Consider the following 25,500-nt stretch of genomic DNA (forward strand, 5'->3'; position numbering starts at 1 on the left):
GCCTACCGGCCTGCCAAAATCGAGTTGCCTAGTATGTTCGTAAGGGGTGGATGCTTTGGCTGGCGGGCGTCGGATCAACGCGTAAAAAAAGCTCGTCACATTCTCAAAGCGAGAACCTGACGAGCGTCGTTAGCAAGCGGATGGTGAGGGATTCGAACCCCCGGTACGATTTCTCGCACGCCGGTTTTCAAGACCGGTGCCATAAACCAGACTCGGCCAACCATCCTGGGCTGATGCGGATTTTAGACATCGTTGCCATTGCAGGCTAGGGTGAATACTCACCGTACGACCAAGACACGGTTGTGGGAGGCGTCAACTCGAAACTGCCGATTCCGACGTTCACATGCTTTCCGTCAACTTTGTACGTCCAACCCTCGGTGCTGCCGGTCGCCACGTCGCCAATCTGATTCACAAAGGCCGTCGTACCGCTGCCTGAAATGTCGATTTCGATTTCCTCGACGTTTCGCATCACTGCTTCCAAAGTTGTGCCTTCCAAGACATCCTCAACGACCACTTTTTGAGTCTTGCCATCCGTAATGACTTCGATAATGACCGAGCCGGAGACAACCGTAGGAGCGGTTGCCGAACGTTCGGCAGTCTGGGAACCGCAGCCCCATGCGAGCGGAAGAAGACAGAAAAACAGGAGATTTCGCATGAGTGTCAGCTTTCCGTTGGGATGGATAGGCGCATGAAAAACGACCGACGTTTGGCCGGTCGCTTCGTTCGCTGGTCAAAGGTCGCTGGTTCTAGCGACGCGTTTTCTTCGTCTTGGCATTGCCCTGACGAACCTTAAACTTTGGGTTGCTCTTGCAAATCACGTAGATTCGGCCGCGGCGCTTGACCACTTGGCAATCTGGGTGGCGATATTTCAGGGCGCCGATGCTGCTGACAACTTTCATCAGATTGAACTTGTTTTAAGATTATGGAGTGCAATTGGCGGCAGAACCGCTTGTGTTAGGCTTTGAATCGCGGAGTATAGCAACCATCGGCGATCTTTCAACGCCAAGTACACCCTTGACTTACCTAGCACACGGAAAAACCTGAAAATGCCTAAAATCGCCTACTTTGACTGCCTTAGCGGAATTTCTGGCGATATGACTTTGGGGGCTTTGGTGGATGCCGGCGCAGAGATTGCCGCGATCGAGGCCGCTGTTCGCTCGATGGGCCTGCCGGAGCTGACCATTACCTGTACAGAGGTTAAGAAGCACGGTTTCCGGGCGATCAAAGTCGACATCGGTCACCCGCCCGAACACGCTCATCGGCACCTACATCACATCACCGATATGATCGACGGCGCGACCGAGATCGAGCCCGAAGCCAAAGAATTGGCGAAGAAGATCTTTCACCAGGTCGCTGTCGCCGAAGCCAAAGTGCACGGTTCCACGCTGCAGAAGGTTCATTTTCACGAAGTTGGTGCCATCGACTCGATCGCCGACATTGTGGGTGCGGCCGTTGCCATGACTTCGATGGGAATCGAAATCGTCGAAGCTTCCCCTGTTCCAACGGGAACCGGATCGATCACGATCGCTCACGGGAAAGTCTCGATTCCCGCGCCGGCAACCGCCGAAATCTTGAAGGGCGTACCGATTGCAGCAAGTTCCGTGGAGTGCGAGTTAACTACGCCCACGGGTGCCGCCATCTTAAAAGCGTGTGCCCGAAGATTTGGCCCCCTTCCGTCAATGACAATGCACTCGATCGGTTTCGGCGCCGGGACAAAGGATCTTGAATCTCAAGCGAACGTGTTGCGAGTGATCGTTGGCGAAGTCGCCGCCTCGGAACGATCCGCATCAAATAGCATCCAGCGCGATGAAATCATGTTGCTGGAAACCAACATCGATGATTGCACCGCCGAACAGATCGCTGACGCCGCAGAGCGATTGATGGATGCTGGTGCACTCGATGTCATTCAAACGCCTTGCCAAATGAAGAAAGGACGCAGCGGTGTGAGCTTGTCCGTGATTGCCAACATCGATCAAGCCGCATCGCTCGAAGCGATCATGTTCGAATCGACTTCGACGATCGGTATCCGACGCCAAGTGATTCCTCGACACAAGTTGTCACGAACTGACCAAGTCGTCGCGACTGCTTTCGGCGAAGTGTCAGGCAAAGCCGTGACGCTGCCGAGCGGGCAACAACGGTTTAAGCCGGAATATGATTTGGTCAGTCAAATTGCGAAACGTGCTAACGTTTCTCTTGCCGACGTCGTCAGTGCCGCCCAAACGGCCTGGTCCGACAATCGTTGATCGTTTGTCCGAAAAACATTGCGTATTCGATCAACTATCGATCACTTGAACTCGTCGTGGTCCAAATGGCCGTCGTTGTTCTTGTCAAATGTTTTGAAGCGGCGTTCCAGGTTGGCTTGCCCTAGTAGTCCAGCCTTGTATTCATCAAACGATAACCGCTGGTCCCGGTTGGTGTCCCAGCGGACGAACGCGATTTGACGCTTCGATTGACCTTCCATGGATCGGTTGACCTTAGACTTCGTCTTAGTGGTTACATTGACGTTAACGAGTGCCGTTGCCGAATAGGGAACGTTACTTTTCTGATGCGTCGTCTTATCAACCACTTCGGGGTAGCTTCGCAGAAAGTTGTTTTCGTCTATCAGGTTGATGAAGTAGTGCGTCGTTCCTTGCGGCAAGGTCGCCGTCACTTTCGAGCTCGAAACTAACTTCGCAGGCGTGCGAAACCACTCTTCCGACTTCTCGCCACCATTGAGCGTGTAGATCAGATTTGCTTTGGTCACGACGGCGCCCCGTTCGGTGTAGCTAAACTCAACTTGGTCGTCTCTTTGGTGGTGAGCGTCGACGGTGCATACCTGTTCTTTGTGAGGCAGCGGAGTGCGAACGTTAGGGTTGAAGTACGGATAGCTAGCCTTCATTTCAGTCAGTATTTCGCTGAGCCGGTTGTTCATTTGTTGGGCTTTTTGCGGTAGCGACGATGCCAGATTGTTAGCCTCTTCGATGTCGACGCGATGCTGTTTTCCATCTTCGGTACGGTAGAGTTGGTATAGCTCCAGCTCGGCGGGGGCGGTCGGATTGTTGAGATGGTCGTAGTTTCGGACCAGTTTGTAGTCGCCGATTCGAATTGTGCTTTCCAACGCAATGCTGTTGGGGAAATGCCAGACCATTGTGTCGCGAACTTCGCCATCGGGTTCACGAACAAGCGCTGGGTCGCGAGGATTGATCAGAAGCAAATCCGCCAAGTCGTATCCGTCAAACGATTTGTTGTTCGGTACGGGAGTCCCCGTGAGCGAAAGGATCGTGGGATAGAAATCGAGTCCATTGATCATCACGTCTGACTCGACACCCTTGGCTATCTCAGGGCCGAACACGATCAACGGAACGCGGGTACCGCCTTCCATTGCCGATATTTTTCCGCGGTCGAGCGGATAGTTGTCGGTAATGATTTCGCCAGGATGACGCTCCATTGCTCCGTTGTCGGAAGTGAAGATCACGTACGTGTTTTCACTAAGTTTGTGTCCAGGCCACCTAGGGTCGTCGGTTTGATCGAGCAAGTCCACCACTCGCCCCACGTGGTAGTCCAACTCTTCGACCATCGCGCAGTAAAACGGATTCGTTTGTCCGTCGCCATTCCACTCACTCGGGGTCTCGGGCAGCTCAACGCCCAGTTTCTTACAGTACTTCAACAAGCGTGCTTCGCTTCGAGTTTGAATGGGAGCATGCACCAGCCAAGTCGCGTAGTAAAGAAAAAACGGTTGGGCTGAATGGTCGCGAACGAATGTGAGAGCGTCTTCGCTGTTTTGATGGTAAGCGAAACCATTCTCGTCGAGGCGATACGGATCGTTGGCGTCTTCGGTTGCAAAGCCCGTCAATCGGTGCGGCTTCATTTTCGCTGTCGTACCAAGATTGTGGCGTGTCCAATCAAAGCCTTGATCTTCAGGTTGAGGAAATGCGTGATGGTCAATTGCCATGTGCCATTTTCCGCAGTGTCCCGTCACGTAACCGTTTTGCTGAAGCGCACGGGCCAACGTCATCTCGTTCTCGGGCATCCGCCCGCTGTACCAAGGTTCCATCATCCGATGAACGTTTTTGTTGTATGGCGTCGGAGGAGACCCACCAACGACGTGAGTCTTCTGCGCCCGTGCGGGATGGTTGCCGCTCATGATCGCACATCGCGATGGCGCGCAAGTTGGAGCGGGCGAGTAGGCCTGCCAAAACTTGATACCACGATCCGCCATGGAGTCGATGTTCGGCGTCTCCATGGGCGAAGGCTCGTCAATGTCATAGCACTTCACGTCCTGCCATCCCAAATCGTCGGTCAGCAGCAAGACGATATTGGGTTTCGTCGGTCGTGGTTCATCTGCAAACGCAATGCTCGTTACGCTTAGTGCCACAACTGCAAGAGTCGCCCATTGGCTATAGATCATGGATGGAATTCAATCGTTTGAGGTTGGGTGTCCGATGAGCGAACGTTGTAAGTGCGACTCCACGTTTTCGTACTCGGGTCGTAGTCCGTTTGCCAGAAGTCGTTTCCGTGGACATTCTGGTCGAGCGGCTTGCCGTTGACGCTTAAATGATGCCCTCGAGGGGACGCGAGTCCGGTTAGCGTAATCGGAACATATCCAAGCCCGCCGGCAAGGGTGAACTCAGCGTTGTCATTTTCCGCGACGATGCAGACATCGGGGTAAACGCGGACGAGTTTGCCCGTTTCCAATTGAACGTGACGATCATTGCCTATCGCTTCACGATGAATCATTTTCCAAGTGTTCGAGTCGATTGCCAAAGCTGATCGCAAAGACTCGTTGGGACCGTAGTAGTCGTCAGCAAACTGCGGCATCACGATGTGTTCAATCGTCGCTTCAATAAAATCGCCTGGCTCAAGTTGAGTAGTGTTGGGCGGAGGGACAATATCGAGGGTCGACGAGTCTTGTCCATGCCGCGAAACCCCATGTTCGGCCATCCAAGGCAATGCGGTTTTTCCGCCGAGTTGGGCTTTCCAAGAACGAATCACAATCCCTCGATTTGCCCAGGCTCCGTCACCCTGTTTTGGTGCCGGTTGACTTGCCTGATGCAGCGACGCCCAAGCGGTTTGTCCGGTGCATTGGATTGGTTGCCCACGATACACATCGCCGCCACCTTGAGTGTTCCACTCTTCAAGCACACCTGACTGATCGCCGATCGCAAATTTTCGTTCGTGAGTCGAGTTGTACGTGTCGGCACCGACTTGGAAGATGGCTAAGCGAGTAAACGGAGTCGCCTTTTTGACGTCCATTCGCAGCCGATAAACTCCTCGCACGAGATCATCCGTTCTTGCAAGGCTAACGGTGACCGAATGCTTGATGGTGTCGCCGATTCGTCCGTCATAGGTGACCTCGGTTAAGCAAGGACCACTGCGGTGGTGTGTCGACTTCACCTCGCTGTGCGGGACTCGATTCTTATCGGCACCGAAGAAACGAAAGAAATCACCGCCACCAACATTGCTTGTCCAAGTCCACTTCTTACCGTTCATCGAACGAACCATCACCGGACGCACGTCAGTAATCGTGCAGTTGGCCTGCACCTGATCGGGTTCGTAGCAGATGCTTTCGCCCCATGAACCCAAAGCACTCTGGTGCCACAATTGGTTACTGCCCCAGCCAATCAAAGAGAGTTGCGAATGAGAAGCTGCCGCGACACCGCCCCAGTGTCCATAAACAATGGATAGTTCCAACTCGACGTTGGTTTTCGCCGGCAAGCGTACCTGAGTGATCGCGTGCAGCCATTGGCCGCTGTAAACCCCGGCGCTGGTGTTGTTTAATCCTGGATCAATGTGCCAATTCTTGCTTAGTTGAATGGGGATGCCCGTAGGTTCGCCATTGCGGTCCCTTATGATCGCCGAGATTCCCGTGATGGCTGCCCCGAAGCGGTGCCGAAACCCAGTTGATGTTTTCTCGAACATTAACCTTGCGACTTGGTCAGTGTCGGCTGAGTTGGATAAAAACAGACGAACGCGTTCCATCGCGTTGTTGTGCTGCAGCGAAGGGTCGTGGTGATCGGCTTGCGGCAAGATCGGGTCGATACCGTCGAGACTGATTCGGTGACACCCGAGCGTCGAGTCATAGGTTGCCAAAAGTGGATGATCGCTTGGTTGCTCAGTGGCACGAACCTCCAGATCGGTTTGCATGGATGCACGTGTCGATTGCGCGGGGGCGATCGCTAAGCTAACTTGCTTCCAGTCATCGTCAGGCAAATCGGCGGGCAGTTCTCGTTTCTCGTTTAGCACGCCCGCAGGCGATTGAAGCTCAACTTCCAAGGCAGCGATTTTCCATCGCTCTCGTGGAGGGTTCATCGCGGCGGTTCCGTTGTCACGAAAGCACCATTGACGAGTCGGCTCAATCGATGGGTGGGAAGTTTCAGAGTTGGAAGTTTCAGAGTTGGAAACCGCGGGATGATCGAAACGCTTTTGGATTTCAGCTTCGTTTAGCGCTCGGTTGTAAAAATTCACTTCGTCGATCACACCGCGAAAGTGGTAGCCGTCTCCAAAATTGTCCTGCCGACGGCCGAACGTGATCGGGTTGCCATTGGGAACGCGAGGTCGCCCAACGGTCGTTTGTCCCGCCAGTTTTCCGTTTAGGTAGAGCCGCAGAGTTTGTCGGTCGTAGCTGATTGCCAAATGATTCCATGCGTTGAACTGCAATTCATGCCCGCCGGTGGCGTCGGTTTGAATCGTATTCTCGCTTCCGCGCCCCGTGTTAAGACGTGCCTGGGGAACTCCGTTGACGATCACAATCCCGAAGTTTCCTTCGGTTGCTTCGTTAGCGCCTTTGCACACCAACCAAGGAAACGTTTTCTCGCTGGCGCGAAAGTCCTTGGGGACGAACGCCCACAGTTCTAGGGTGAACTTTTCGGAATCCAATTCAACCGGGTGGGCAACTTCGAAATGATTGGTCCCATCGAGCCCAAATCCGCCACCAACTCGGCCGAAGCTGTGGTCGCCGGCTTTGATGGGTTGTCGACCCGGACGTGCTGCCAAAACCAGACCCAAACGATCCGGCCAAGCAACCGTTTCAAATCTTGCTTCGACATTCAATGGTTCGCCGTGATCGGAAACAAAGACAAGGTCCGTGATGTCGGCTCGCTGTAAGAACTGACCTGACTCGATTAAGCGAGGGCCGCCAAAACGCGACCAAGCTCCTCCTTGAGTGCATCGGTAAGATTTTCCGTCGACTTCAACGCGAAGAGTTAACTGCGCCGGAGGAAGTCGTTGGAGTGTGGTTCCCGCTTTGACTTCGTCGGTTGGGCTATGCAGTGAACCAAAATGCGGAACGGCAAGCGATTGAGTGTCGAGAACGAATCCGTAGTATCCCGTCTGGATACACCGCTGCCATTTCGCATGCGGTGAATGAGAGGGGAACCCATCCGCCCACCACATCGACGTGCGGTCCTGCGGATGCGGCATCATCAGCAGCGGATCATTCGCCACTGAGTTCGAAAACCACAATAGCCCGATCAGGATCGACGCGGCGATCTGCGTTGACATTCTCATGGGGTGTTGTCGGGCAAAATATCGACAACCAGAACCGAAAAACCATCGCCTTCGGGCTTCCTAAACGAAGGCCATTGCGAAATCGTTTGCTCGACCGGTTCACTAAAGGTCCCAGTGAATGGATCAAACCAAGTGCCTTTCATCTTTCGACCCTTCGCATCTTTAGGTAGACGCGGCCCGATGCTGATGTTCTCTTTGGGGACGTAGAAGACAAAGAGGTCATCGTCGTTGTGCAGACAAAACCCGCTATTGCATTTGGTATCGCCAGCGATCAATTCACCGAGGCGATACTTTTCCACAAGTGTTCTGAGATGACGGTAGTAATCCAATCGCGGCCGGTCGTCGGGAGCTAAAGATTCGACATCCGGTATGATCACATTCCAAGCTGCATTTTGCCAGTAATGCGTGGGATAGGTTCCCGCAAAAACGCATTGATAGGCACGTTCCAAGCAGGTCTCGGGTGAGACATAGCTGCCTGGAAACACAACATAGGGTGCGTCCTCGTAACCACCATGCTCGATGTTCAATATGGGTTTCCCCGGGAAGTCTTTCACGACGTTCCGCATCGTGCCATACAATTCAGCGTGCCATAATTGCACGGAAATGAAATCGAGTTTGTTGGGGAATCGCCTGCAGTAACTGTAATCGTGAACGGTGACCAAGCGACGGTAAGCATCCAGCTTCCGGAGACGTTCAATCCGTTGGCTGATGTAGTTCACGTCGTTATGGCCGTACCCAAGTGCTTCTTTGGAAATGTCCCAAATCAAGTTGGGAAACGCTTGGTAACGTTTGACGACATAGTCGAAATATCGATTGTCAGCATCCGAGTTCGCTTCGGGCCAGTTCACTTTCTTGTTCCAAACGTAGATCATCAAGTGAGCAGCGATCCCTTTCTGGTCGAGATAGTCGATCACCCGATCAAGTCGTTGGAAATATTCAATGTTCAATTTCGAATGATCAGGATGGGTGTTGTCGCCACCAAACGGAAATACGCGAGGATTGCCATAGTCGTATTCTTTTGGCAACCGATCGTCTTTCTGCCAGTTCACGTCGTAGGCGAAGACATTCATCACCACTTGGTTGAATCCGTTCTCGGCCAAACGATCAATCCATTGACGAGTCAAGGGAATGTCAGTGGGGTTCTCTGCATCCAGAGCGAATAACCAATCGAACTCGAAAGCAATCGGGTAGTACGCTTCGCCATCTTGGTAGTGAAACTGACGTGGCGAATTTTCGTTAACAACAATGCTTCCGCGTCGCCCACTCGCCGCAGGCTCAGCGGCGATCTCTCCTGATTTCTTGTCCAATGCGGTCGAACTCGACCGAGTGACGTATTTCCACGATCCAGGCTTTGGGGGCGTGAATCGCAAGACGAACCCGTTCTGGCCGTCAAAGAAGCCAGGGATCTCGAGTTGGTCCCCGTCGTCGCTTGAAAATGTCGCCGAAAATTCAGTCTCGGTACCCTCATCGGCTCGCAGAGCTTGATTGAACTGAATGTCAATCACGTCCCATTGGCGTGCGGCGATGGTTTGGTCGTCGATGTGCCGTTGAGCCTCGCCTGCCCAGCTTGGCAATGCGACGACCAACAACGTGATTTGCAGAAGCACTAGTAATGCGGGGACTCTCAAGTCGTTCTCCTGATTTGTTCAGTCTTGGTGTTAGAGCAAGTGATGTTACTTCGCAAGATGCGCACTGGGCACACCTGTCTCGGATAGGTTTCCAGTAGTCCATAGCAGTCCTCGAACGACGAGGTTGAGATACCGTTGATCGGCAACGGTTTCGTTCTGATGACCCAAAGACGTACTGAAGATCTTAGTCTTGTTGGGGCCATACTCGTTGGTCCATGCAACGACGGCGGTCGATTCCCTCGCTTTCGCCTGAGGATCCTTCTTCAGATCGCGTTTATTGGGTTGGGTCATTTGATTACCCTTGGTCAATGCGGTGGTGTCCGAAAATACGCGAAGGTTGTTGTAAAGTTCTTCATCAACGGTGGTCCAATCTCCAAGACCTTGGGTTATCGGATGGCTCAAGTTGGAGTGGATAATATCAATGGGTGACTTGGGACCATGCGCAGTGGACTGCACACCAATCATCTCGTACCAAGCTGCATTGTCTGCACCGGGATCAACAGGACTTCGGAAGTCGCCCCAGCGGTAACTATGCATCGCACAATGCAGGTTGACTGCAGGTGTGCCGGATCGGTGAGCTTTCAAAATTCGATCGACATAAGGTTTCGCGGTGACATCGGCGGAACACTCATCATGAATCACCACGTCGTAACCATCGGCCCATTCATCGGATTCATAAATTTCAAACGTCGTTTTGGTTGACTTATTCGAGCTAAGTATCACCGTAACATCGGCATGGATGCGTGCTTCGATACCTTCTTTGAGCAATTGCGATTGAGTTGAGTAATCGTGGCAACAACCGCCAGCGACAAGGAGCACTCGTAACGGCAACGACTGGTCTTTTGGTTGATCGGCTTGCGCGACGCTTATGAAGCCTAGACTGAACAGAGCGGCAGCAAGAAATGCCGTTAGCGTGGAGGCAGCGTTAAGCCCAGTGTTAGGCCCAGAGTTCAGTGCAGGGAGAGGGTTCATGGGGAGATACGTTGTGCGGCGGAGAGATAAACGCAGTTGTTGCGATCGGAAGCTTTCTCACTGTAACGAAAGAGCCAAAAGCATTCCTGTTTGTGCCGCCTGAATTTGGTTTAAATTTGGCGAAGGTCGGGCGTGGGAATGGATGGCTGACGGTACAAGAAGCATCGGCGGACGAAACGTCTGGTTTCCGATCCCCTTTCGACGAGCGGAGGACCTAAGATAAAGCATCATGAATGCAAAATTCTTGGTCAGCTTGAACGAGATATCCGGGCTTGAAGCGAAGGGGGTGGATAGTGCGAGGGTTTCACCACGTCCAAGCTACTAGGCTGAAATCGCTTCGACCAGATATCGATGTCGGTCTCTATTCCGAGGGTTTTAGCGTCGCAATTTGAATTTCTCTCCTGTGGCGAGAAATTTTGTGTCCAAATTCGCAGACTCAAGATGTGATTCCGTATGGACCGCCAACCTTCGACAAATTCCCAACCTCCGTCGCCAGAGGAAACCGCCAAAACTGTTCACGACGATAGTCGTGAGCGAGGCGAGGAGTTCGTGCGCCTGCTGATGGAACACGAATCGTCGGTGCGTATGTTTCTGCGAGGTTTATTGCCGACTTGGAATGATGTCGATGAGGTGATCCAAGAGGCCAGTTTAGTTGCGTGGCGTAAATTCGATGATTTTGAGCTCGGGACAGCATTCGGTGGCTGGTTGCTGACCATCGCGAGGTTTGAGGCGATGTCCTATCGCCGTCGGATCTCACGCTCGCCGTTAGTGTTCTCGGACGAAGTCTGGGAAGTTCTCGCTCAGGAGTCAGTGCCACCAGATACCGCCGATAATTATCAACAGCATTTAGAAACTTGTTTGCAAAAAATGCCGACGGAGCACCGTGAAGTGTTGCTGCGTGTGCACTCCCCCGGCGCTGTAATTCGCGATGTGGCAGTGCAGTCTGGTCGTAGCGAGCAAGCATTCTACAAAGTGATTCAACGACTTCGTTCTTCGCTGCTCGATTGCGTATCCAAGAATATGGCATTGGAGGAAGAAGGATGTTGAAGTCTGAACTTGAAGCGTTAGTCGCTGCATGGATCGATGGTCGAATCAGCGAATCAGAATCACAAACCCTGCAACGCGAATTGCTGAGTTCTTCCGAGGCGCGAGCTTACTTTCGTCAGGTCGCTCACCTCGACGTCGCGCTACGCCGCACTGCGGGCGGCGAGGTGCCAATGTCCGATGTTGGTGTTTCATCTCCCGATGATGCAACCGTTTCATTGCCAGCTTCAATTTCAGGTCAAGGCAAGTTCAGGTTTTCGCGATGGTCGACGTTGGCGATTGCCGCATCCGCGATGATGGCGGTAGCCACCGTTGCGTACTGGCAAGGTCGACAAACTCAGTTGGCCGCCGAACCCACCGATCCCGCCGCATTCGAAGGGATACCAAGTGAAGAAGAGGGCGAACGCACGCTTGCCGGTTATGCAATTCTTCGCAGCGCTGCCGGAGTGACCTGGGCGGATGGCTCCGACCCGCATCGTCAAGGATCCGTGCTGCCTGGTGGTACGTTGGCGATCGATTCGGGTGCGATGGAGATTGATTTCTTCTGTGGAGCCCAGTTGATTGTTGAAGGCCCAGCTACGTTGGATCTTGAATCGGATTGGTCCGTGCGAGTGGTACAAGGCCGCATCCGTGCGAACGTTCCTCCCGCCGCTCGCGGTTTCGTGGTGAAGGCCGCCGATTCGGACATTGTTGATTTGGGGACTGAATTTGCGCTCGACGTCGCCACTGATAATGTTCGCGTGGAAGTCATCGAAGGTGAAATTGAACTGCGTGGCGGCCAACATGACGGCGACCACCTTTTTACTGGCGAAGGTCAATCGTTAATCGGGATGCACGCAGACAGCGATTTGCTTTCGGGTTTGATTACCGTGGGCGGCGTTCAGCAACTGCAACGCGAAGCTCAGCAGCGACGCTTCGCAGATTGGTTGGCCCATTCGCAACTCCTTCGCCAAGATGAACGATTGATTGCGTATTACGCGATGTCAGACGCCAGCGTTAATTTCAATACTGATCGAACAATTCCCAATTTGGTGACTGGTGGTTCGGAAGGTGACGGCGGGGTGATTGGTCCCGTGAACCAAACCGTAGGTCGGTTAGGTTTTGAGTCTCATGGACTTCAATTCGATCGTCCGGGAGCGCGTGTTCGCACTTGGCTTGATGGCGAGTTTGAATCGTTCACGTTCGCGTGCTGGGCTAGGATCGATGAACTGTCACAGAAGTACAACTCGTTGTTCATGAGTGACGGGTACGAGAACGGTGAGCCGCATTGGCAAATTCGCGACGATGGCCGTTTGATGTTTTCGGTGATGGTCGACGACGATCAAGTTGTGCAGGTGACCAATGCGTTTGATCAATCCGTCGTTCGGGACGCGGGTTTGCATCGCGTCTACATCACGGAACCGTTTTGGGATATTTCCAAGAGCGGGCAGTGGTTTCACATCGCTTCGGTTTATGACCCCCAGGCACGGGACGTTCGTCAATACGTTAACGGGAAGTTACTAAGCCAGCACAAAATCGAGGACAAGTATTACGTACCCTCGCTTAGGATCGGAGCCTCCGAGATCGGAAATTGGGGGCAGCCGTTTCGAACGACTCCTTGGTTTGCCGTTCGCAACCTCAACGGGGCCATCGATGAACTTGCCATCTATAACGCGGCGTTGAGTTCCGAAGAGATTCAGTCGCTTTATCACAATGGAAAACCTTTCGGCTACTAAAGATTTTTATGCGTACGACAAAACTGATTCTGTTGGCGATCATGTTCTCATTCATGGGGGCCGTTGGTGAAGCGGAAGCCAGCGACATTGATTTTCAACGGGATATCGAACCGATATTCGAAGATCACTGCTTGCATTGTCATGGCGAAGACGAGCAGGAATCTGGGTTTCGTTTAGATCGTCGGGTCAGCTTGCTGCGCGGCGGCGATTACGGGCAACGTGCCGTTGTTCCGGGCGATGTCCAAAATAGCTATCTGATTGATGTGGTCACGCACGCGGACGCTGATATGGCGATGCCGCCCGATGACGATAAGCTTTCCGATGAACAAATTGACTTGCTGAAACGCTGGATCGAACAGGGAGCGATTTGGCCGGGGCAAATGGATGAGGTGGCTGAAGAAGAGGTGGAACACTGGGCGTTCTTGCCCCTGAAGAGCGAGTTTGACCACCAGACAATCGACGACTTCTTGACGGAAAAGCTGACTCAGTCGGGACTTGCCTACAACGCACCGGCCGACGCACGCTCGCTAATCCGCCGAGCCTCGATAGTGCTGACCGGTTTGGCCCCAACACCCGAACGCACAGAAACCTTTCGAACATCATTTGCGGCCAACGCGGATGTCGCATACGCAGAACTAGTGGACGAACTGCTCGCTTCACCTCACTTCGGTGAACGTTGGGCCCAGCATTGGTTGGATGTCATCCGATGGGCCGAAACCAACGGCAGCGAAAGCAATTTGTATCGCAAGAACGCGTGGCTCTACCGCGACTATGTCGTCCGCGCTTTCAACGAAGACAAACCTTACGACCAGTTCGTTCGTGAACAACTTGCCGGCGACTTGATGGGCGCCGGTGATGCCACCGGATTCTTGGTCTCTGGTCCGCACGTCCCCGCCGCGACGGTCGGGCAAGAGGAATCCGCGATCCGTCAAGCAAGAGCAGACCGGTTGGATGAAGTCCTGCAAACCGTCGGTGCATCGGTGATGGGCGTTACGATCGGATGCGCGCGATGCCATAATCACAAGTTTGATCCGTTTTCGATCCAAGACTACTACTCGATGACGGCGGTGTTCCAAGATATCGAATTCGGCAGCCGCTACCCCGAACTATCCGACGACCATCCTCGGATGAAGCGGAAGGTGGAACTGCAAAAACAACTCCATGCACTGCGAAAGCAAATGCTCAAGCCAGGTTGGGGTTGGGTTGAGGATTGGCAGGGATACCAGGAAGTTCGGTTCCCGCCCAAGACCGTCGATGCAATTCGGATTTCGTTTGATAACCGCTGGGTGCAAGCGGATGAAATCGAGATCATGGAAGCGGGGAAACAAAATCGTAATGTAGCCAAGCCAGAGTTTGGTACCGTGGTCACCGACAATCCGGCAACGCATGTGGAAGGTCAGCCTATCTCGCGTTTGGTTGATGGTGTGTTCGGTACGAAGGGCTGGCGAGGGAAGTCGCCACCCAAGTCGAAAACGCTTCCCTGGCTACAGTTTCAATTCACCGAACCGGTCAACGTTGATGCGATTCGTATAAGTAGCAACCGTGAAGATTTCTACGAGACGGACTATCTCGAAGGCATGAACAAGTCGCAGTACGGCGAGTTCAAAATCGAAGCACGCGACGCGGAAGGAAACTGGAAGCCGTTCAGTTCGACCGCTGCGATGAAAAAGAAAACAGCCCAAGACGATCAACGTCAGCAGTTGCAAGCCGAGATCCAATCGGTCATCACGGACCTGTTGGTCGAAGGGCCTCAGCCAGCTTTCTTGGCACAATTCGTCGAACCAGTCGAAACGTTTGTCTTCTCGCGTGGTAGTCCAGAAAGTCCACGCGACCGAGTGTTCGCGTCAGCTCCCAAATTGCTAGACGGTAATCTAGGTATTGAACCGGATGCCGCCGGGCCAATGCGTCGCAAAGCTCTGGGGGATTGGTTGGTGAATCCTGACAATCCATTGACGCCGCGTGTCGCATCGAATCGCATTTGGCACCACATCTTTGGTACTGGAATCGTGTCTACGCCAAGTGACTTTGGCAAAGCCGGCGCACTGCCTTCGCACCCCAAATTACTCGATTGGTTGGCAAGCCAGTTCGTTGATTCGGGATGGTCCGTCAAAGAAATGGTCCGCATGATCGTGATGTCCGAAGCTTTTCGCCAATCCAGTGCACCGCGTGAAGACGGTCTTGAGGCGGATGCGTCGGCAGTGTTGTTGTGGAGATTTCCTCCGCGTCGTGTAGAAGCGGAAGTAATCCGTGATTCCATGTTGTTAGCATCAGGTCGATTGGACGAGTCGATCGGTGGCCCGAGTTACCGCATTCACAACGTCAAGAAACGCTACGCTCAGTGGGAAGTCGTCGACAATAGCAGTGACGAAACGTGGCGTCGCATGCTGTATCAAGAGCGAATGCGACGAGTCGACGATCGCATCTTCACGGCGTTTGACTTTCCTGATTGTGGACAGATACGGGCAAAACGTCCTGTCTCGACCACTCCGTTGCAAGCTTTGAACTTAATGAACAGCGACTTTGTTGTGTCGCAATCAGAGTTGTTGGCACTGCGAGCGAAGGACGAAGCGGGCGAAGCAGTGAACGACCAAATTGTTCGTTGTTTTGAGTTATTGCTTTGCCGCCAACCGAGCCAAGACGAACTTGAAGCCGCGATCGAGTTCTGCAAGTCGCAGGAATTGGCGTTGTTGTGTCGGACCCTAATCAACACCAACGAATTCGCCTTTTTGCCCTAATGATCCCCTACTTTGTGATCCCCTACTTAGTGATCCAATGATAAACCCAGAAAAACTAAGCCCGATGGGACGATCTCTACTAGATCGTCGCTCATTTCTTGGCCAATCCGGCATGTCGCTTGGTGCAATCGCGCTCTCGCAACTGCTAGCCCAGGACCAATTGTTAGCATCCGATGCTAAGGATGAGGTTGGTCCGATCAGGCCCGCCATTGATGACAAAAAGCCGTACGCATCACGGAAACCGCACTTTGAAATGCCAGCGAAGCAGGTGCTGGTGATTTATTGTCCGGGTGCAGTCAGTCACGTGGACACGTTCGATTACAAGCCTGAGCTGTACAAGCTGCACGGACAGAAACCACCTGGGTTGCCCGAGGTGACCTTTGAAGGTCCGACTGGCAACATCGCCAAACCTTTTTGGGATTTCAAACCGCGAGGCCAGTCCGGCAAGATGGTCTCGGATCTGCTTCCCAACTTGGCCGAGCAAGTCGATGACTTTTGTTTTGTTCATTCGTTGACGACGCAGACCAGCGCTCACCCCCAAGGCGAAAACTTCTTTAACACTGGTTTCACGATGGAAGGCTTCCCATCGTTCGGAGCCTGGGTGACGTATGCACTCGGATGCGAAACCGAAGAACTGCCCGCATTCGTTGCCATCAACGATCCTCGTGGACTCGCGCGCAGCGGCAAGAACAATTTTGGTAGTGGCTTCTTGCCCGCTGCGTTTCAAGGAACGGACTTCACGGCAGCCAATCCGCCCGCGAATCTTTTTCGGCCGGAGGGTTATGGACCCGCAGCGGATCTCGCGAGTGTGAACCTGTTGCAGCAACTAAACGCCAAGCACTTGCAGCAGTTCCCCGGCGATTCCGATCTGGCAGCCAGAATCGCAAGCTACGAATTGGCGGGGCGTATGCAGACTTCGGTGCCTGAGATTATGGAAATCGCCAATGAACCTCAACATGTGCATGACGCCTACGGAACAGGTACGGGAACTGAACTGAAAAAAGCCTACGCGAACAATTGCATCCTCGCGCGGCGATTGCTCGAAAAAGGCGTGCGAGTGGTTCAGTTGTTTAATGGAAGCGATCCTGCGGGCGGAAACGGAATCACCAACTGGGACTCGCACAGCGACATCTTGAAGACGCACGCCATGCAGGCCGAGATTATGGACCAACCGACTGCGGCTTTGATTGCCGATTTGAAGCAACGAGGGATGCTTGAGCATACGTTGGTTGTTTGGTGCACCGAATTTGGACGCATGCCATTTTTGCAGGCCAACGGTACTGGGCGAGATCACAACCCGGATGCGTTCACGTGTTTTCTGGCGGGTGCCGGCGTAAAGCCTGGATTCAGCTACGGCGAAAGTGACGAGTTTGGGTTTAAGGCCGCCGTGAACGAGACTACCGTCTACGATTTCAATGCGACGTTGTTGCACCTGATGGGACTCGATCACGAGCGTCTGACGTTCTACCACAACGGCATAGAACGCCGGCTGACCAATGTTCATGGGCATGTGATCAAAGACGTACTTGCCTAACGCCACGTTTGGATGGTGGATTTTCAATCACGTTTCCTACTTCGTACCTCAACGCAAAGCGATCTCTTCATGAGTCTTTGGTTCAAGACGTTTGTTTTCTTCCTGTTGGTAATTGTCTGCGTGAGCGATAGTTCAGCGGCTGACAAGCCGAATGTCTTGTTCATTGCCATCGACGATTTGCGGCCTGAACTCGGATGCTACGGTTCCCCGATTGCCGTGTCACCCAACTTAGATACCTTGGCGCGGGATGGGTTGCTTTTCAATCGAGCGTATTGCCAACAAGCGATTTGTCGCCCATCGAGAGCGAGCTTGATGACGGGATCGCGACCTGACACCACGGGGCTCTACCACAACTACGTTGAACTTCGAGAGTTGCAGCCGGACATACTGACACTGCCTGAACACTTCATTGAGCATGGATACGAAGCCGCATATTGCGGCAAGATTTTTCATCAGGGTGACACCGACGAAGGCCGTTCATGGAGTCGTGATCGAGTCAAGAGCGTTAAAGGAATCAAGAGGCCCGTCGGTGCCTATGCACTACCGGAGAACAACAAACTTAAGAACGACAACATGAAAGCCATGTTGGCCAAGTACGGTCAACAGGCTCGCATGGGACTTGGCAGTGGGCCGGCATACGAATCTGCAGACGTTGAAGACACCGCCTACGCCGATGGTTTCAATACCCAGCTTGCCATTGCCACGATGAAAGAGATGGCCGAGAACCCCGACAAGCCATTTTTCCTTGCGATGGGATACAAGCTTCCCCATCTGAATTGGTGCGCGCCGAAAAAGTATTGGGATCTCTATGATCCCGCTGCAATACCCATGGCCACTCAGGACGCTGCTCCGAAGGACGGTGCGTCGATGGGTCTGCACGCCTCGTTTGAATTGCGGACTCGCGTTGGAATTCCTAAGTCTGGACCGCTCGGTGAGGAGCTTGCCCGCAAACTTAAGCACGCCTATCTAGCAAGCACGAGTTACGTCGACGCTCAAATCGGTTTACTAGTTGCTGCGCTCGACGAGGCCGGTCTTCGTGACAATTCCATCATCGTGGTTTGGGGCGACCATGGTTGGCACCTTGGCGACCTGGGGGTGTGGGGGAAAGCTACCAACTATGAAATTGCGACTCGAGTTCCCCTGATGATTTGGACACCGGGGATGAAGTCGCGTGGAACCCCGTCGGATGCACTCGTGGAGCTCATTGATATCTTCCCGACGCTTTGCGAACTTGCCGAGATCCCTATTCCACAGCACTTGGAAGGCAAGAGTTTCGTGCCGCTATTGGATGACCCCAAGCAGCCGTGGAAGGAAGCCGTGTTTAGTCAGTATCCCAATCCGGCACTTCGTGAATGGGCCGCCAATCCATTGTCCGTCGGCATGCGTGAGACTTGGTTTGGCCCCCTCATTGAAGAAGTGGAAACCCGCATCAAGGATCAGATGGGTGACCGTTGGGACCGTGACTTGATGGAACAGCGATTGATGGGATATGCCACTCGCACCGATCGCTACCGATTGGTGCAATGGAAAGACACTTCCGCTCCCCAAACCAAACCGATCTTCATCGAGCTTTACGACCATCAAACGGATCCGGGTGAGACGCGGAACATTGCCGCCGGTCACCCCGACTTGGTCGCAAAGCTTTCTGCACTGACACCCTAGCCGAACATCAAACTAAGGTTGCATGATCCAGTGCCGCTTCGGCGCTGCGTCAACTTCCGGTTTGGGAAGTGTTTCGAGCGAACGATCCTGAAACCGCAACGGACTCGGTGACGCGGTTTCCACTGGCATGTCGTACGACGGTTTAGCGCTGGCAAGCGATCCTGCCGCTCGTGAGGACGGGTATTCGCGAGTAGGTTCCAACGCAACAAAACGCTCTGTCGTAGGTGCAACCACTGGCATGGTAGTAGGGGGAGCGGTCGATGGAGCGACGTCCATCACGGCAAGCCGATCTTGGGACCGTTTCTGGTCACTGATCTCAGCGATCGCCCCCAATCGCTCTTTGGTAGAATCGGGACGTTCGATTGGCTCCAGCAGGTCTTCAAAGGTCAACGGCGCATCAATCCGACTGGGCCGACGCTGCGTTTGTCGGGGTCGTCGAATGGAATAGTCCGTGAACGCGATCGACGCGTCGCCAGCGGACTCGACTTCGTTCAGCAGGACTAGCTTCTCACCATCGTCGAGTTGGGATGCCAATTGATGCACCGGAGGTGCGTCGAGGATGGATTCCATCGGACCGGTGGCCTGAGTTGGAACGCTGGACGCGTCAGGAACGACGGTCGCTCGGCGAAACGGGAGTGCGGCGAGTGTACCGCCGGTGACGATTAAAACGCCAAGAGTCAAAGTGCGCAAAGGAGGGCTCGGAGCTGGGAGGAGCAAAAAAACGCGGCCCAGCCAAGCGGGAGAAGCTTGGGGAAGGGAACAGCGTCACCGCCAGCTTCGTCCATGAAACTATGTCATCGTTGCATCATGCAAAGGTTAGACATCGGCTTGTCCATCAGCTTTCGTGAGCAATTCCACGAAAAAATCGTGGAATATCATGGGAATGCGGCAGCTTGCCGTCCACCCACTTCGTCAACGTAGACTCGGGTGATACGATTCTGGGCACTATTTATCATTGTCCGTCCCCGATCTCTCGCGACCCGAATTCCTATGGAAGCTGGCATTGTTGGCCTGCCGAACGTCGGCAAAAGCACCCTTTTCAACGCGCTGACCTGTTCTAAGGCGGCTCAAAGCGAAAATTATCCGTTCTGCACGATCGAGCCCAACGAAGGGATCGTGGCTGTGCCCGACGAACGCTTGGAACGAATCACCAAGTACATTGTGCCGAAAAAGATAATTCCCACGTCCTTGAAACTGGTGGACATCGCCGGAATCGTCAAAGGTGCCAGCGAAGGGGAAGGCTTGGGGAATAAGTTTCTAAGTCACATCCGCCAAGTCGACGCGATCGTTCAGGTCGTGCGATGCTTCGATGACCCCGACGTCATTCACGTCTCTGGTCAAGTCGATCCGGTAACCGACATCGAAATTATCGAAACGGAATTGATGCTGGCCGACATCCAGACCCTCGAGAACGCGTTTTCCAAGGCCGAACGCACTGCCCGAAGTGGTGACAAGGAAGCGAAGCTTCGCATGTCGGTCATTGAAAAATGCAACGCTCATCTTGCTCAGGATTTGCCGCTGCGAACGTTAACGCTCACCGAACCCGAGCTGGCTTCAATTTCCAGCTTTGGATTGATGACCGCCAAGCCTATTCTCTACGTCGCCAACGTTAGTGAGACGGATTTGGAAGGCAAGGATCCGCTTGTTGCAAAGGTGCGAGAACACGTTGCCAATAGCGGAGCCGAAGTGGTTTGCGTTTGTGCGAAGCTTGAATCGGAACTAGCGGAATTGGACGAACCCGATCGCAGCGAAATGCTGGCTGAACTAGGCTTAGACGAACCCGCCTTGAACCAGATTGCTCGCGGGACCTATCGGACGCTCGGTTTGGAAAGCTACTTTACCGCTGGCGAAAAAGAAGTGCGGGCATGGCCCATTCCTGCCGGAGCGACGGCTCCGCAAGCTGCCGGTGTGATCCACTCGGATTTTGAGCGCGGGTTCATTCGTGCAGAGGTCTACACCTTAGAAGACTTGGAAACCTACAAGAGCGAAAAAGACATTCGCCAAGCCGGTAAACTACGTGTGGAAGGCAAGAGCTACGTCATGAAAGACGGTGACATTTGCCACTTCCTGTTTAATGTTTGATTGCAGTTACGTTTCACTTTGGGTCTCTCTCCCCCCTTTTTCCTCCTCCTGAGGGTTTCATGAACAAAATGTTGATTCCAATTCTCTTTGCCTTAGGCACTGCTGTTTTCTGGGGATGTTACGGACCTACGATCGGTAACGCCGCTGCCCCGGTGGTGAATGGGGCAAAGTTGTGGACTCCGTTCAAGCCCTACGTCTTCATCGGGATCGCTTACTTGGTGATTGCGATCGCGGGAGGGTTGGTGATGATGAGCGTTAAAGGCGATTCGTTCTCGTTCTCAGGCGATCACTTTCCTACGGCGAAGTGGGGATTCTTGGCTGGTTGCCTAGGAGCAGCAGGTGCTCTTTGTCTGACCACCGCAATGATGACCAGCAAGGGAAACGCGTTGCTGGTCATGCCAATTGTCTTCGGTGGCGCGGTTTCGGTAACTGCGATTGTTTCGATCATCAAGTTGCATGGCCACGTCAGCATCAATCCATTGCTTTGGGTGGGAATGGCACTTACGGTGATCGGTGTTGTCATCGTGGCGATGAACACGCCGCACGGGCACGCTGCACCGGCTCCCAAAGTAGAGGCGACGGTCACGGATTCGAACGCAACGACATCGGATCCAACGACGGCTCAGTCATAGTGTTGATGGCGTGATATGAGCGATCTTGATTGGCAGCGCGTCCGTGAAATCGACGCCGAAGTAACGCACGTTTGGATGGTCCGCACGTTTTTGAAACATGCGGATGAAGCGGAAGATGACGAAGACCTTCGCGACATTGTTCGCGATCTGTACGACTTCATCTTGGCCGTGGGGCCCGTGGACGAGGTCCAGGAACCCGCTGCGTACTTGAAAATGGCCAAGAAAAAACTCCGCCGCCTTCATCGGGCGACGGAGTTGTATGAAACGATTCAACCGGAAGTCAGCGGCCACACGAATTTCGTGATGGCCGCTCGTTCGCTTCGATTAGCTGTTGATCGCATCGAGATGCGGCTAACCTAAGGCCGTTTGCTTGCACTTATAGTTCTGCATGCACTTATAGTTCTGCATGCACTTATAGTTCTGCATGCACTTATAGTTCTGCACCGGGTGCTGGCTCGCCAAGTGCCGATGCCGCACCGTGTTCTTCTCGGGGCGATTTAAACGCGACCATTAGAATCAGGTAGAGAACCGCCATCGTGGCGGGAACCAAAGCTGTCATGCGAATCGCCATGCGACTGCCGTGAAGTGTTGCTTCGGCCACCGGTGGCGCGTCCACTTCGGCGTTAGCCTTGTTTTCGTTCCACCACTGATACTGCTCACGCAGTCCCTTGAAGCCTTCTTCGTTGATGGCGTCGCCGGCGATCGCGACATCGGATTCGATCGCTTCACCGTTGTCGCCAAGCATCCCAGCCTTGGATCCGTCGATTCCGACAATCGCAGGGAAGAACAAGAACTTATTCTCGTTAGGTGCTTTCACCCGAGCGAACGTCTCAGGATTGTTCTCTTGGATGTACTGCGACGCATAGTAGTCCTGCTTGTAACCAATACCAGGACCACCGAGGTAACCGGCCGAAGTCATTCCCACAAAACCCATAAGCGCCATCGCAACGGTGGCACTTTGCGGGAATCGCTCGCCCACGACACCAAGCATCGTCGGCCAAAGGAACGTCTTGCCGAGAGCATAAACCGTGGCTGCGAAGAACATGAACGGGACACTGTCGCCGATGCTGATGAGGTAAAGTCCGCAAGCACCGATGCACGCACTGGCAAGCAACAGGCCAAGCGACGAGATGCGGTGGACGATTGGACCAGCAAAGAAACGCAGGCCAGTCATCAGCAGCGAGGTATAGATGAACAGTGCCGTTCCCAAGATTGCACTCGAAAGGATGTTGGATGTGATCTTATTAATCCAACTGTCCGTTCCCAGTTCCACGTAGCCAACACAGGCGTGTGCGATCAGCAGGATAATGAAGAACGGTCCGACTAGACGAGCGAACATGCCGCCGTAGGAAATGTTCCCGGACTGAGCATCCGTTTTGGGAAACTTCTCTTTCAAGACGATAAAGCCATACATCGCCGTCGGAATCAAATAGGTAGCTAGCAGGATTTCCCATCCGATGCTGCCCTTAAGGAATACGATCAGACCGCCGATCACCAAACCGGCCGGCCAACCAGCGTGCAAGATGTTGAGGTAGTGCGTCTTTTGCTCGGGGTAAAGCGCCGCGGTAAGCGGATTGATCACGCCCTCGCAGATGCCGTTGCCGATGGCGAAGATAAACGCCGACCAGAATAAGATCGCGTAAACTGCGTCCTTGCCGGCGGCGTTGAACACAGGCGTCGCCGAAAACAGCAGAATCGCCGATACAATGTGACAAACAAAGGCGATCATCATCAGCGGCTTGTAGCCGATCCAATCGACGAGCAAACCTGCAGCCAAGATCACTAGTCCGAAGCCTAGCAAGCCGCCACCGGTGATTTGACCCAATTCGGTCATCGTGAAGCCGTACTTGTTTGACCAGATGTCCAACAAGCCGCCGCGAACGGCGAATCCGATTCCCGCTGCTATCAGCGTGAGAAAGCCGGCGACGAGTAGTGTTTTACGATTTTCCATGGGCGGTCATTTAAGCTGGAGAGGGATGGGGGAGAGTATCAAACGCCAAATGCTGGCATTTGAGCGGCCCTCCGTCAAGAATACTGGCGGCTATTCCAACCAAAACGCAACGTTAATCACGAGTGTCGGCCCGTGCTACTGTCACGGTCCGTATACTCTCTCTTAAAGACAAAGTTCCCGAATCAGCTGGCCAGAATTCTCTTTCTGGAGCTAATTTGGTTCACTTCCCCCCCTGCAAACAGGATCCCTCCCCATGCGAACACTGCTAACCCTCGCTTTAACTCTCGGAGTCATGACAACAATGGCATCGCAACACGCCCGTGCCCATGAAGGCCATGATCACGAAGGTCATGAATGTGCCTTGGATTACAAAATGAAGACGATCGACGGCGACGAAGTTGATTTGGAAGACTACGAGGGCAACGTGGTGCTGATCGTCAACACAGCGTCGAAGTGCGGTTTGACACCTCAATACGCGGGTCTGCAATCGCTTTACGAGAAGTACAAGGACAAAGGGCTTGTCATCATTGGGTTCCCCTGCAACCAATTCGGTAGCCAAGAGCCCGGGACCGAAGCCGAGATCAAGACGTTTTGCAGTACCAAGTACAGCGTCACGTTTCCGATGATGAGCAAGGTTGACGTCAATGGCGACGACGCCGCCGCCATCTACAAGCACTTGACCAGCAAGGACCTCAAGCCTGAAGGTGCTGGCGAGATCAGTTGGAACTTCGAGAAGTTCTTGATCGACCGTGAAGGCCAAGTGGTCAATCGCTTCTCACCGCGTACCAAACCAGACGACGCAGATTTGCTCAAGGCGATTGAATCCGAACTGGCCAAGGGCTAGTACGAGCCAACCTTTGGCATCCTATTTGGACTAAACTAACGCGGCGACCTACTTTAGGCCGCCGCGTTTTTCGTATCACGGAATTCATTCCGTCTACCCAATCCGTCGACATCTCAAGCCATCTCTGCAAACGGAACGATTCCGTTCGACGTTATGAAAACCACTTCGCTGTTCCTGATCGCGTTTCTTGCATTTTCCGTCACTGCCATCGCGGGGGAACCGTTACTAAAGTCCGGCGATACGGTTGCGTTTGTCGGGGGCACATTTGTCGAACGGATGCAGCAAAGTGGCGCGATCGAAGCCGAGCTGCAATGTCGACGTCCAGATTGGAAACTGAGGATCCGCAACGTTGGTTGGTCCGGTGACGACGTTCATGGCATGGCTCGCAAGGTCTTTGATGGACCCGGAAATGGCTATGCTCGCTTGATGCAAGACATTGAAACCTCCAAGGCAAACGTCGTGGTTGTCGCCTACGGACCTTCGGAAGCTTCCGACGGAGATGAATCGGTCCAGCGGTTTGGCCCTGGACTGGAAAAACTGATTGCTGATTTGAAAGCTAGCGACAAACGCGTGATCCTTGTCACACCCATCGCGATGCCGGGTTACCGAGTGCCCGGATACGAAGATGCGATTGCGCGGTGCCAATCCGTCGTTCGCATGGTGGGTGAACAAGCCGATTCGCCTGTGGTTGATTTAACATGGAAGCCGAGCCCGAGCGAAGTGATCGACAGTGGCCTGCTTCCCAACGACGAAGGTTACGCAAGCCTGGCTGATGAGCTCGCCGATTCCCTCGTTGGCGGCAAACCTTGCGATCAGCGTCACGACAAGCTCGCCGAAGCGATCACGGCAAAGAATCAATTGTTCTTCCACCGCTACCGCCCGCAAAACGAAACGTACTTGTTGTTGTTCCGAAAACATGAGCAAGGCAACAACGCGGTCGAGTTACCGCAGTTTGATCCGTTGGTGGAATCGGCAGATCAGGATGTCTGGGCAGCCGCAAAATAATTGCTAGCAACTCAGATACCGATCTTCATTCTCGCAAACCCCCGTTTTCGTTGATAAAACCAGACTTGGCCCGGTTTCACGATTTTCGTTAAACTCCCAGGCCTACGTAGCCGAGTGCCGCGCGGTTTTCTTCACAAGATGTGAAGCCGATGTGGGAGACAAGCTTGGCTTGAACAGCGTTTTGACGGTTGAGTTTGATGCTCAGCCAATT

Annotated in this window: 19 protein-coding genes and 1 tRNA gene; 11 read left to right on the forward strand and 9 right to left on the reverse strand. The window is 53.5% G+C overall.

All coding sequences use genetic code 11. The features are described 5' to 3' along the window. Window positions 1-137: 137 nt before the first annotated feature. The 3 genes from Pla22_RS10625 to ykgO all read right to left on the reverse strand — a co-directional run bounded on the left by Pla22_RS10625 (window position 138) and on the right by ykgO (window position 899). Window positions 138-226 (reverse strand) — tRNA-Ser (locus Pla22_RS10625). A 39-nt stretch (window positions 227-265) separates the two neighbouring features. Beyond that, a complete protein-coding gene (locus Pla22_RS10630; protein WP_146514589.1) occupies window positions 266-655 on the reverse strand; it encodes a DUF4430 domain-containing protein in 390 nt (129 codons plus the stop codon). 91 nt (window positions 656-746) lie between these two features. Further along, window positions 747-899 (reverse strand): type B 50S ribosomal protein L36, encoded by a 153-nt coding sequence (gene ykgO / locus Pla22_RS10635; protein WP_146514590.1) that lies wholly within the window; start codon window positions 897-899, stop codon window positions 747-749. A gap of 147 nt (window positions 900-1,046) precedes the next feature. Here ykgO and larC point away from each other — a divergent pair, with 147 nt between their 5' ends. Next, entirely contained in the window at window positions 1,047-2,243 is a 1,197-nt protein-coding gene (larC, locus tag Pla22_RS10640) for a nickel pincer cofactor biosynthesis protein LarC (RefSeq protein WP_146514591.1), read from the forward strand. A 41-nt stretch (window positions 2,244-2,284) separates the two neighbouring features. On the opposite strand, the gene Pla22_RS10645 is transcribed toward larC, so the two are convergent. The 4 genes from Pla22_RS10645 to Pla22_RS10660 are packed head-to-tail and all read right to left on the reverse strand — an operon-like array spanning window position 2,285 to window position 10,085. Then, window positions 2,285-4,387, reverse strand: a complete 2,103-nt coding sequence (locus tag Pla22_RS10645; RefSeq protein WP_146514592.1) for a sulfatase-like hydrolase/transferase — start codon at window positions 4,385-4,387, stop codon at window positions 2,285-2,287. Further along, window positions 4,384-7,485, reverse strand: a complete 3,102-nt coding sequence (locus Pla22_RS10650; RefSeq protein WP_146514593.1) for a LamG domain-containing protein — start codon at window positions 7,483-7,485, stop codon at window positions 4,384-4,386. The genes Pla22_RS10645 and Pla22_RS10650 overlap by 4 nt, the downstream gene beginning before the upstream one ends. Next, window positions 7,482-9,113, reverse strand: coding sequence for a DUF5060 domain-containing protein (locus Pla22_RS10655; protein ID WP_146514594.1), 1,632 nt, complete (start codon window positions 9,111-9,113; stop codon window positions 7,482-7,484). The genes Pla22_RS10650 and Pla22_RS10655 overlap by 4 nt, the downstream gene beginning before the upstream one ends. Before the next feature lie 45 nt (window positions 9,114-9,158). Continuing rightward, the gene (locus Pla22_RS10660) at window positions 9,159-10,085 is read right to left on the reverse strand and encodes a ThuA domain-containing protein (protein ID WP_146514595.1); all 927 of its coding nucleotides are present in this window, start codon (window positions 10,083-10,085) and stop codon (window positions 9,159-9,161) included. Window positions 10,086-10,538: 453 nt separating this feature from the next. On the opposite strand from Pla22_RS10660, the gene Pla22_RS10665 reads away from it, so the two are divergent. The 5 genes from Pla22_RS10665 to Pla22_RS10685 all read left to right on the forward strand — a co-directional run bounded on the left by Pla22_RS10665 (window position 10,539) and on the right by Pla22_RS10685 (window position 18,775). Next, the gene (locus Pla22_RS10665) at window positions 10,539-11,132 is read left to right on the forward strand and encodes a sigma factor (RefSeq protein WP_242631927.1); all 594 of its coding nucleotides are present in this window, start codon (window positions 10,539-10,541) and stop codon (window positions 11,130-11,132) included. Further along, the gene (locus Pla22_RS10670) at window positions 11,126-12,844 is read left to right on the forward strand and encodes a LamG-like jellyroll fold domain-containing protein (RefSeq protein ID WP_146514596.1); all 1,719 of its coding nucleotides are present in this window, start codon (window positions 11,126-11,128) and stop codon (window positions 12,842-12,844) included. Before Pla22_RS10665 ends, Pla22_RS10670 begins: the two co-directional genes overlap by 7 nt. Window positions 12,845-12,852: 8 nt before the next feature. After that, window positions 12,853-15,579: a PSD1 and planctomycete cytochrome C domain-containing protein gene (locus tag Pla22_RS10675; protein ID WP_146514597.1), complete on the forward strand. Its 2,727-nt coding sequence runs from the start codon at window positions 12,853-12,855 to the stop codon at window positions 15,577-15,579. A 37-nt stretch (window positions 15,580-15,616) separates the two neighbouring features. Beyond that, entirely contained in the window at window positions 15,617-17,113 is a 1,497-nt protein-coding gene (locus Pla22_RS10680; protein ID WP_207310331.1) for a DUF1501 domain-containing protein, read from the forward strand. A 69-nt stretch (window positions 17,114-17,182) separates the two neighbouring features. Continuing rightward, window positions 17,183-18,775 carry a sulfatase gene (locus Pla22_RS10685; RefSeq protein ID WP_146514598.1) on the forward strand — a complete coding sequence of 531 codons (1,593 nt, stop codon included), beginning with the start codon at window positions 17,183-17,185 and terminating at the stop codon, window positions 18,773-18,775. 12 nt (window positions 18,776-18,787) lie between these two features. Here the strand turns inward: Pla22_RS10685 and Pla22_RS10690 are convergent, their stop codons facing one another. Further along, the gene (locus Pla22_RS10690) at window positions 18,788-19,465 is read right to left on the reverse strand and encodes a hypothetical protein (RefSeq protein WP_146514599.1); all 678 of its coding nucleotides are present in this window, start codon (window positions 19,463-19,465) and stop codon (window positions 18,788-18,790) included. A 300-nt stretch (window positions 19,466-19,765) separates the two neighbouring features. Between Pla22_RS10690 and ychF the strand changes: the two genes are divergently transcribed. The 3 genes from ychF to Pla22_RS10705 are packed head-to-tail and all read left to right on the forward strand — an operon-like array spanning window position 19,766 to window position 21,849. After that, on the forward strand, window positions 19,766-20,857 hold the full coding sequence (gene ychF / locus Pla22_RS10695) for a redox-regulated ATPase YchF (protein ID WP_146514600.1): 1,092 nt from the start codon (window positions 19,766-19,768) through the stop codon (window positions 20,855-20,857). Window positions 20,858-20,916: 59 nt separating this feature from the next. Further along, window positions 20,917-21,489, forward strand: a complete 573-nt coding sequence (locus Pla22_RS10700; RefSeq protein WP_242631928.1) for a hypothetical protein — start codon at window positions 20,917-20,919, stop codon at window positions 21,487-21,489. A gap of 15 nt (window positions 21,490-21,504) precedes the next feature. Continuing rightward, the gene (locus tag Pla22_RS10705; RefSeq protein WP_146514601.1) at window positions 21,505-21,849 is read left to right on the forward strand and encodes an amidohydrolase; all 345 of its coding nucleotides are present in this window, start codon (window positions 21,505-21,507) and stop codon (window positions 21,847-21,849) included. A 70-nt stretch (window positions 21,850-21,919) separates the two neighbouring features. Here the strand turns inward: Pla22_RS10705 and Pla22_RS10710 are convergent, their stop codons facing one another. Beyond that, window positions 21,920-23,440: an MFS transporter gene (locus Pla22_RS10710; RefSeq protein WP_146514602.1), complete on the reverse strand. Its 1,521-nt coding sequence runs from the start codon at window positions 23,438-23,440 to the stop codon at window positions 21,920-21,922. 253 nt (window positions 23,441-23,693) lie between these two features. Here Pla22_RS10710 and Pla22_RS10715 point away from each other — a divergent pair, with 253 nt between their 5' ends. Both Pla22_RS10715 and Pla22_RS10720 read left to right on the forward strand, forming a co-directional pair. Continuing rightward, window positions 23,694-24,284 carry a glutathione peroxidase gene (locus Pla22_RS10715; RefSeq protein ID WP_146514603.1) on the forward strand — a complete coding sequence of 197 codons (591 nt, stop codon included), beginning with the start codon at window positions 23,694-23,696 and terminating at the stop codon, window positions 24,282-24,284. Window positions 24,285-24,437: 153 nt separating this feature from the next. After that, on the forward strand, window positions 24,438-25,289 hold the full coding sequence (locus tag Pla22_RS10720; protein ID WP_146514604.1) for an SGNH/GDSL hydrolase family protein: 852 nt from the start codon (window positions 24,438-24,440) through the stop codon (window positions 25,287-25,289). The last annotated feature ends 211 nt before the right edge of the window (window positions 25,290-25,500 follow it).

Origin of the sequence: Rubripirellula amarantea (assembly GCF_007859865.1) — a bacterium.
Lineage (GTDB): Bacteria > Planctomycetota > Planctomycetia > Pirellulales > Pirellulaceae > Rubripirellula > Rubripirellula amarantea.

Coding starts and splice junctions, on each gene's coding strand:
- Pla22_RS10630 (WP_146514589.1), bottom strand. CDS start 655: ATGCGAAATCTCCTGTTTTTCTGTCTTCTTCCGCTCGCATGGGGCTGC.
- ykgO (WP_146514590.1), bottom strand. CDS start 899: ATGAAAGTTGTCAGCAGCATCGGCGCCCTGAAATATCGCCACCCAGAT.
- larC (WP_146514591.1), top strand. CDS start 1,047: ATGCCTAAAATCGCCTACTTTGACTGCCTTAGCGGAATTTCTGGCGAT.
- Pla22_RS10645 (WP_146514592.1), bottom strand. CDS start 4,387: ATGATCTATAGCCAATGGGCGACTCTTGCAGTTGTGGCACTAAGCGTA.
- Pla22_RS10650 (WP_146514593.1), bottom strand. CDS start 7,485: ATGAGAATGTCAACGCAGATCGCCGCGTCGATCCTGATCGGGCTATTG.
- Pla22_RS10660 (WP_146514595.1), bottom strand. CDS start 10,085: ATGAACCCTCTCCCTGCACTGAACTCTGGGCCTAACACTGGGCTTAAC.
- Pla22_RS10665 (WP_242631927.1), top strand. CDS start 10,539: ATGGACCGCCAACCTTCGACAAATTCCCAACCTCCGTCGCCAGAGGAA.
- Pla22_RS10670 (WP_146514596.1), top strand. CDS start 11,126: ATGTTGAAGTCTGAACTTGAAGCGTTAGTCGCTGCATGGATCGATGGT.
- Pla22_RS10675 (WP_146514597.1), top strand. CDS start 12,853: ATGCGTACGACAAAACTGATTCTGTTGGCGATCATGTTCTCATTCATG.
- Pla22_RS10680 (WP_207310331.1), top strand. CDS start 15,617: ATGATAAACCCAGAAAAACTAAGCCCGATGGGACGATCTCTACTAGAT.
- Pla22_RS10685 (WP_146514598.1), top strand. CDS start 17,183: ATGAGTCTTTGGTTCAAGACGTTTGTTTTCTTCCTGTTGGTAATTGTC.
- ychF (WP_146514600.1), top strand. CDS start 19,766: ATGGAAGCTGGCATTGTTGGCCTGCCGAACGTCGGCAAAAGCACCCTT.
- Pla22_RS10700 (WP_242631928.1), top strand. CDS start 20,917: ATGAACAAAATGTTGATTCCAATTCTCTTTGCCTTAGGCACTGCTGTT.
- Pla22_RS10705 (WP_146514601.1), top strand. CDS start 21,505: ATGAGCGATCTTGATTGGCAGCGCGTCCGTGAAATCGACGCCGAAGTA.
- Pla22_RS10710 (WP_146514602.1), bottom strand. CDS start 23,440: ATGGAAAATCGTAAAACACTACTCGTCGCCGGCTTTCTCACGCTGATA.
- Pla22_RS10715 (WP_146514603.1), top strand. CDS start 23,694: ATGCGAACACTGCTAACCCTCGCTTTAACTCTCGGAGTCATGACAACA.
- Pla22_RS10720 (WP_146514604.1), top strand. CDS start 24,438: ATGAAAACCACTTCGCTGTTCCTGATCGCGTTTCTTGCATTTTCCGTC.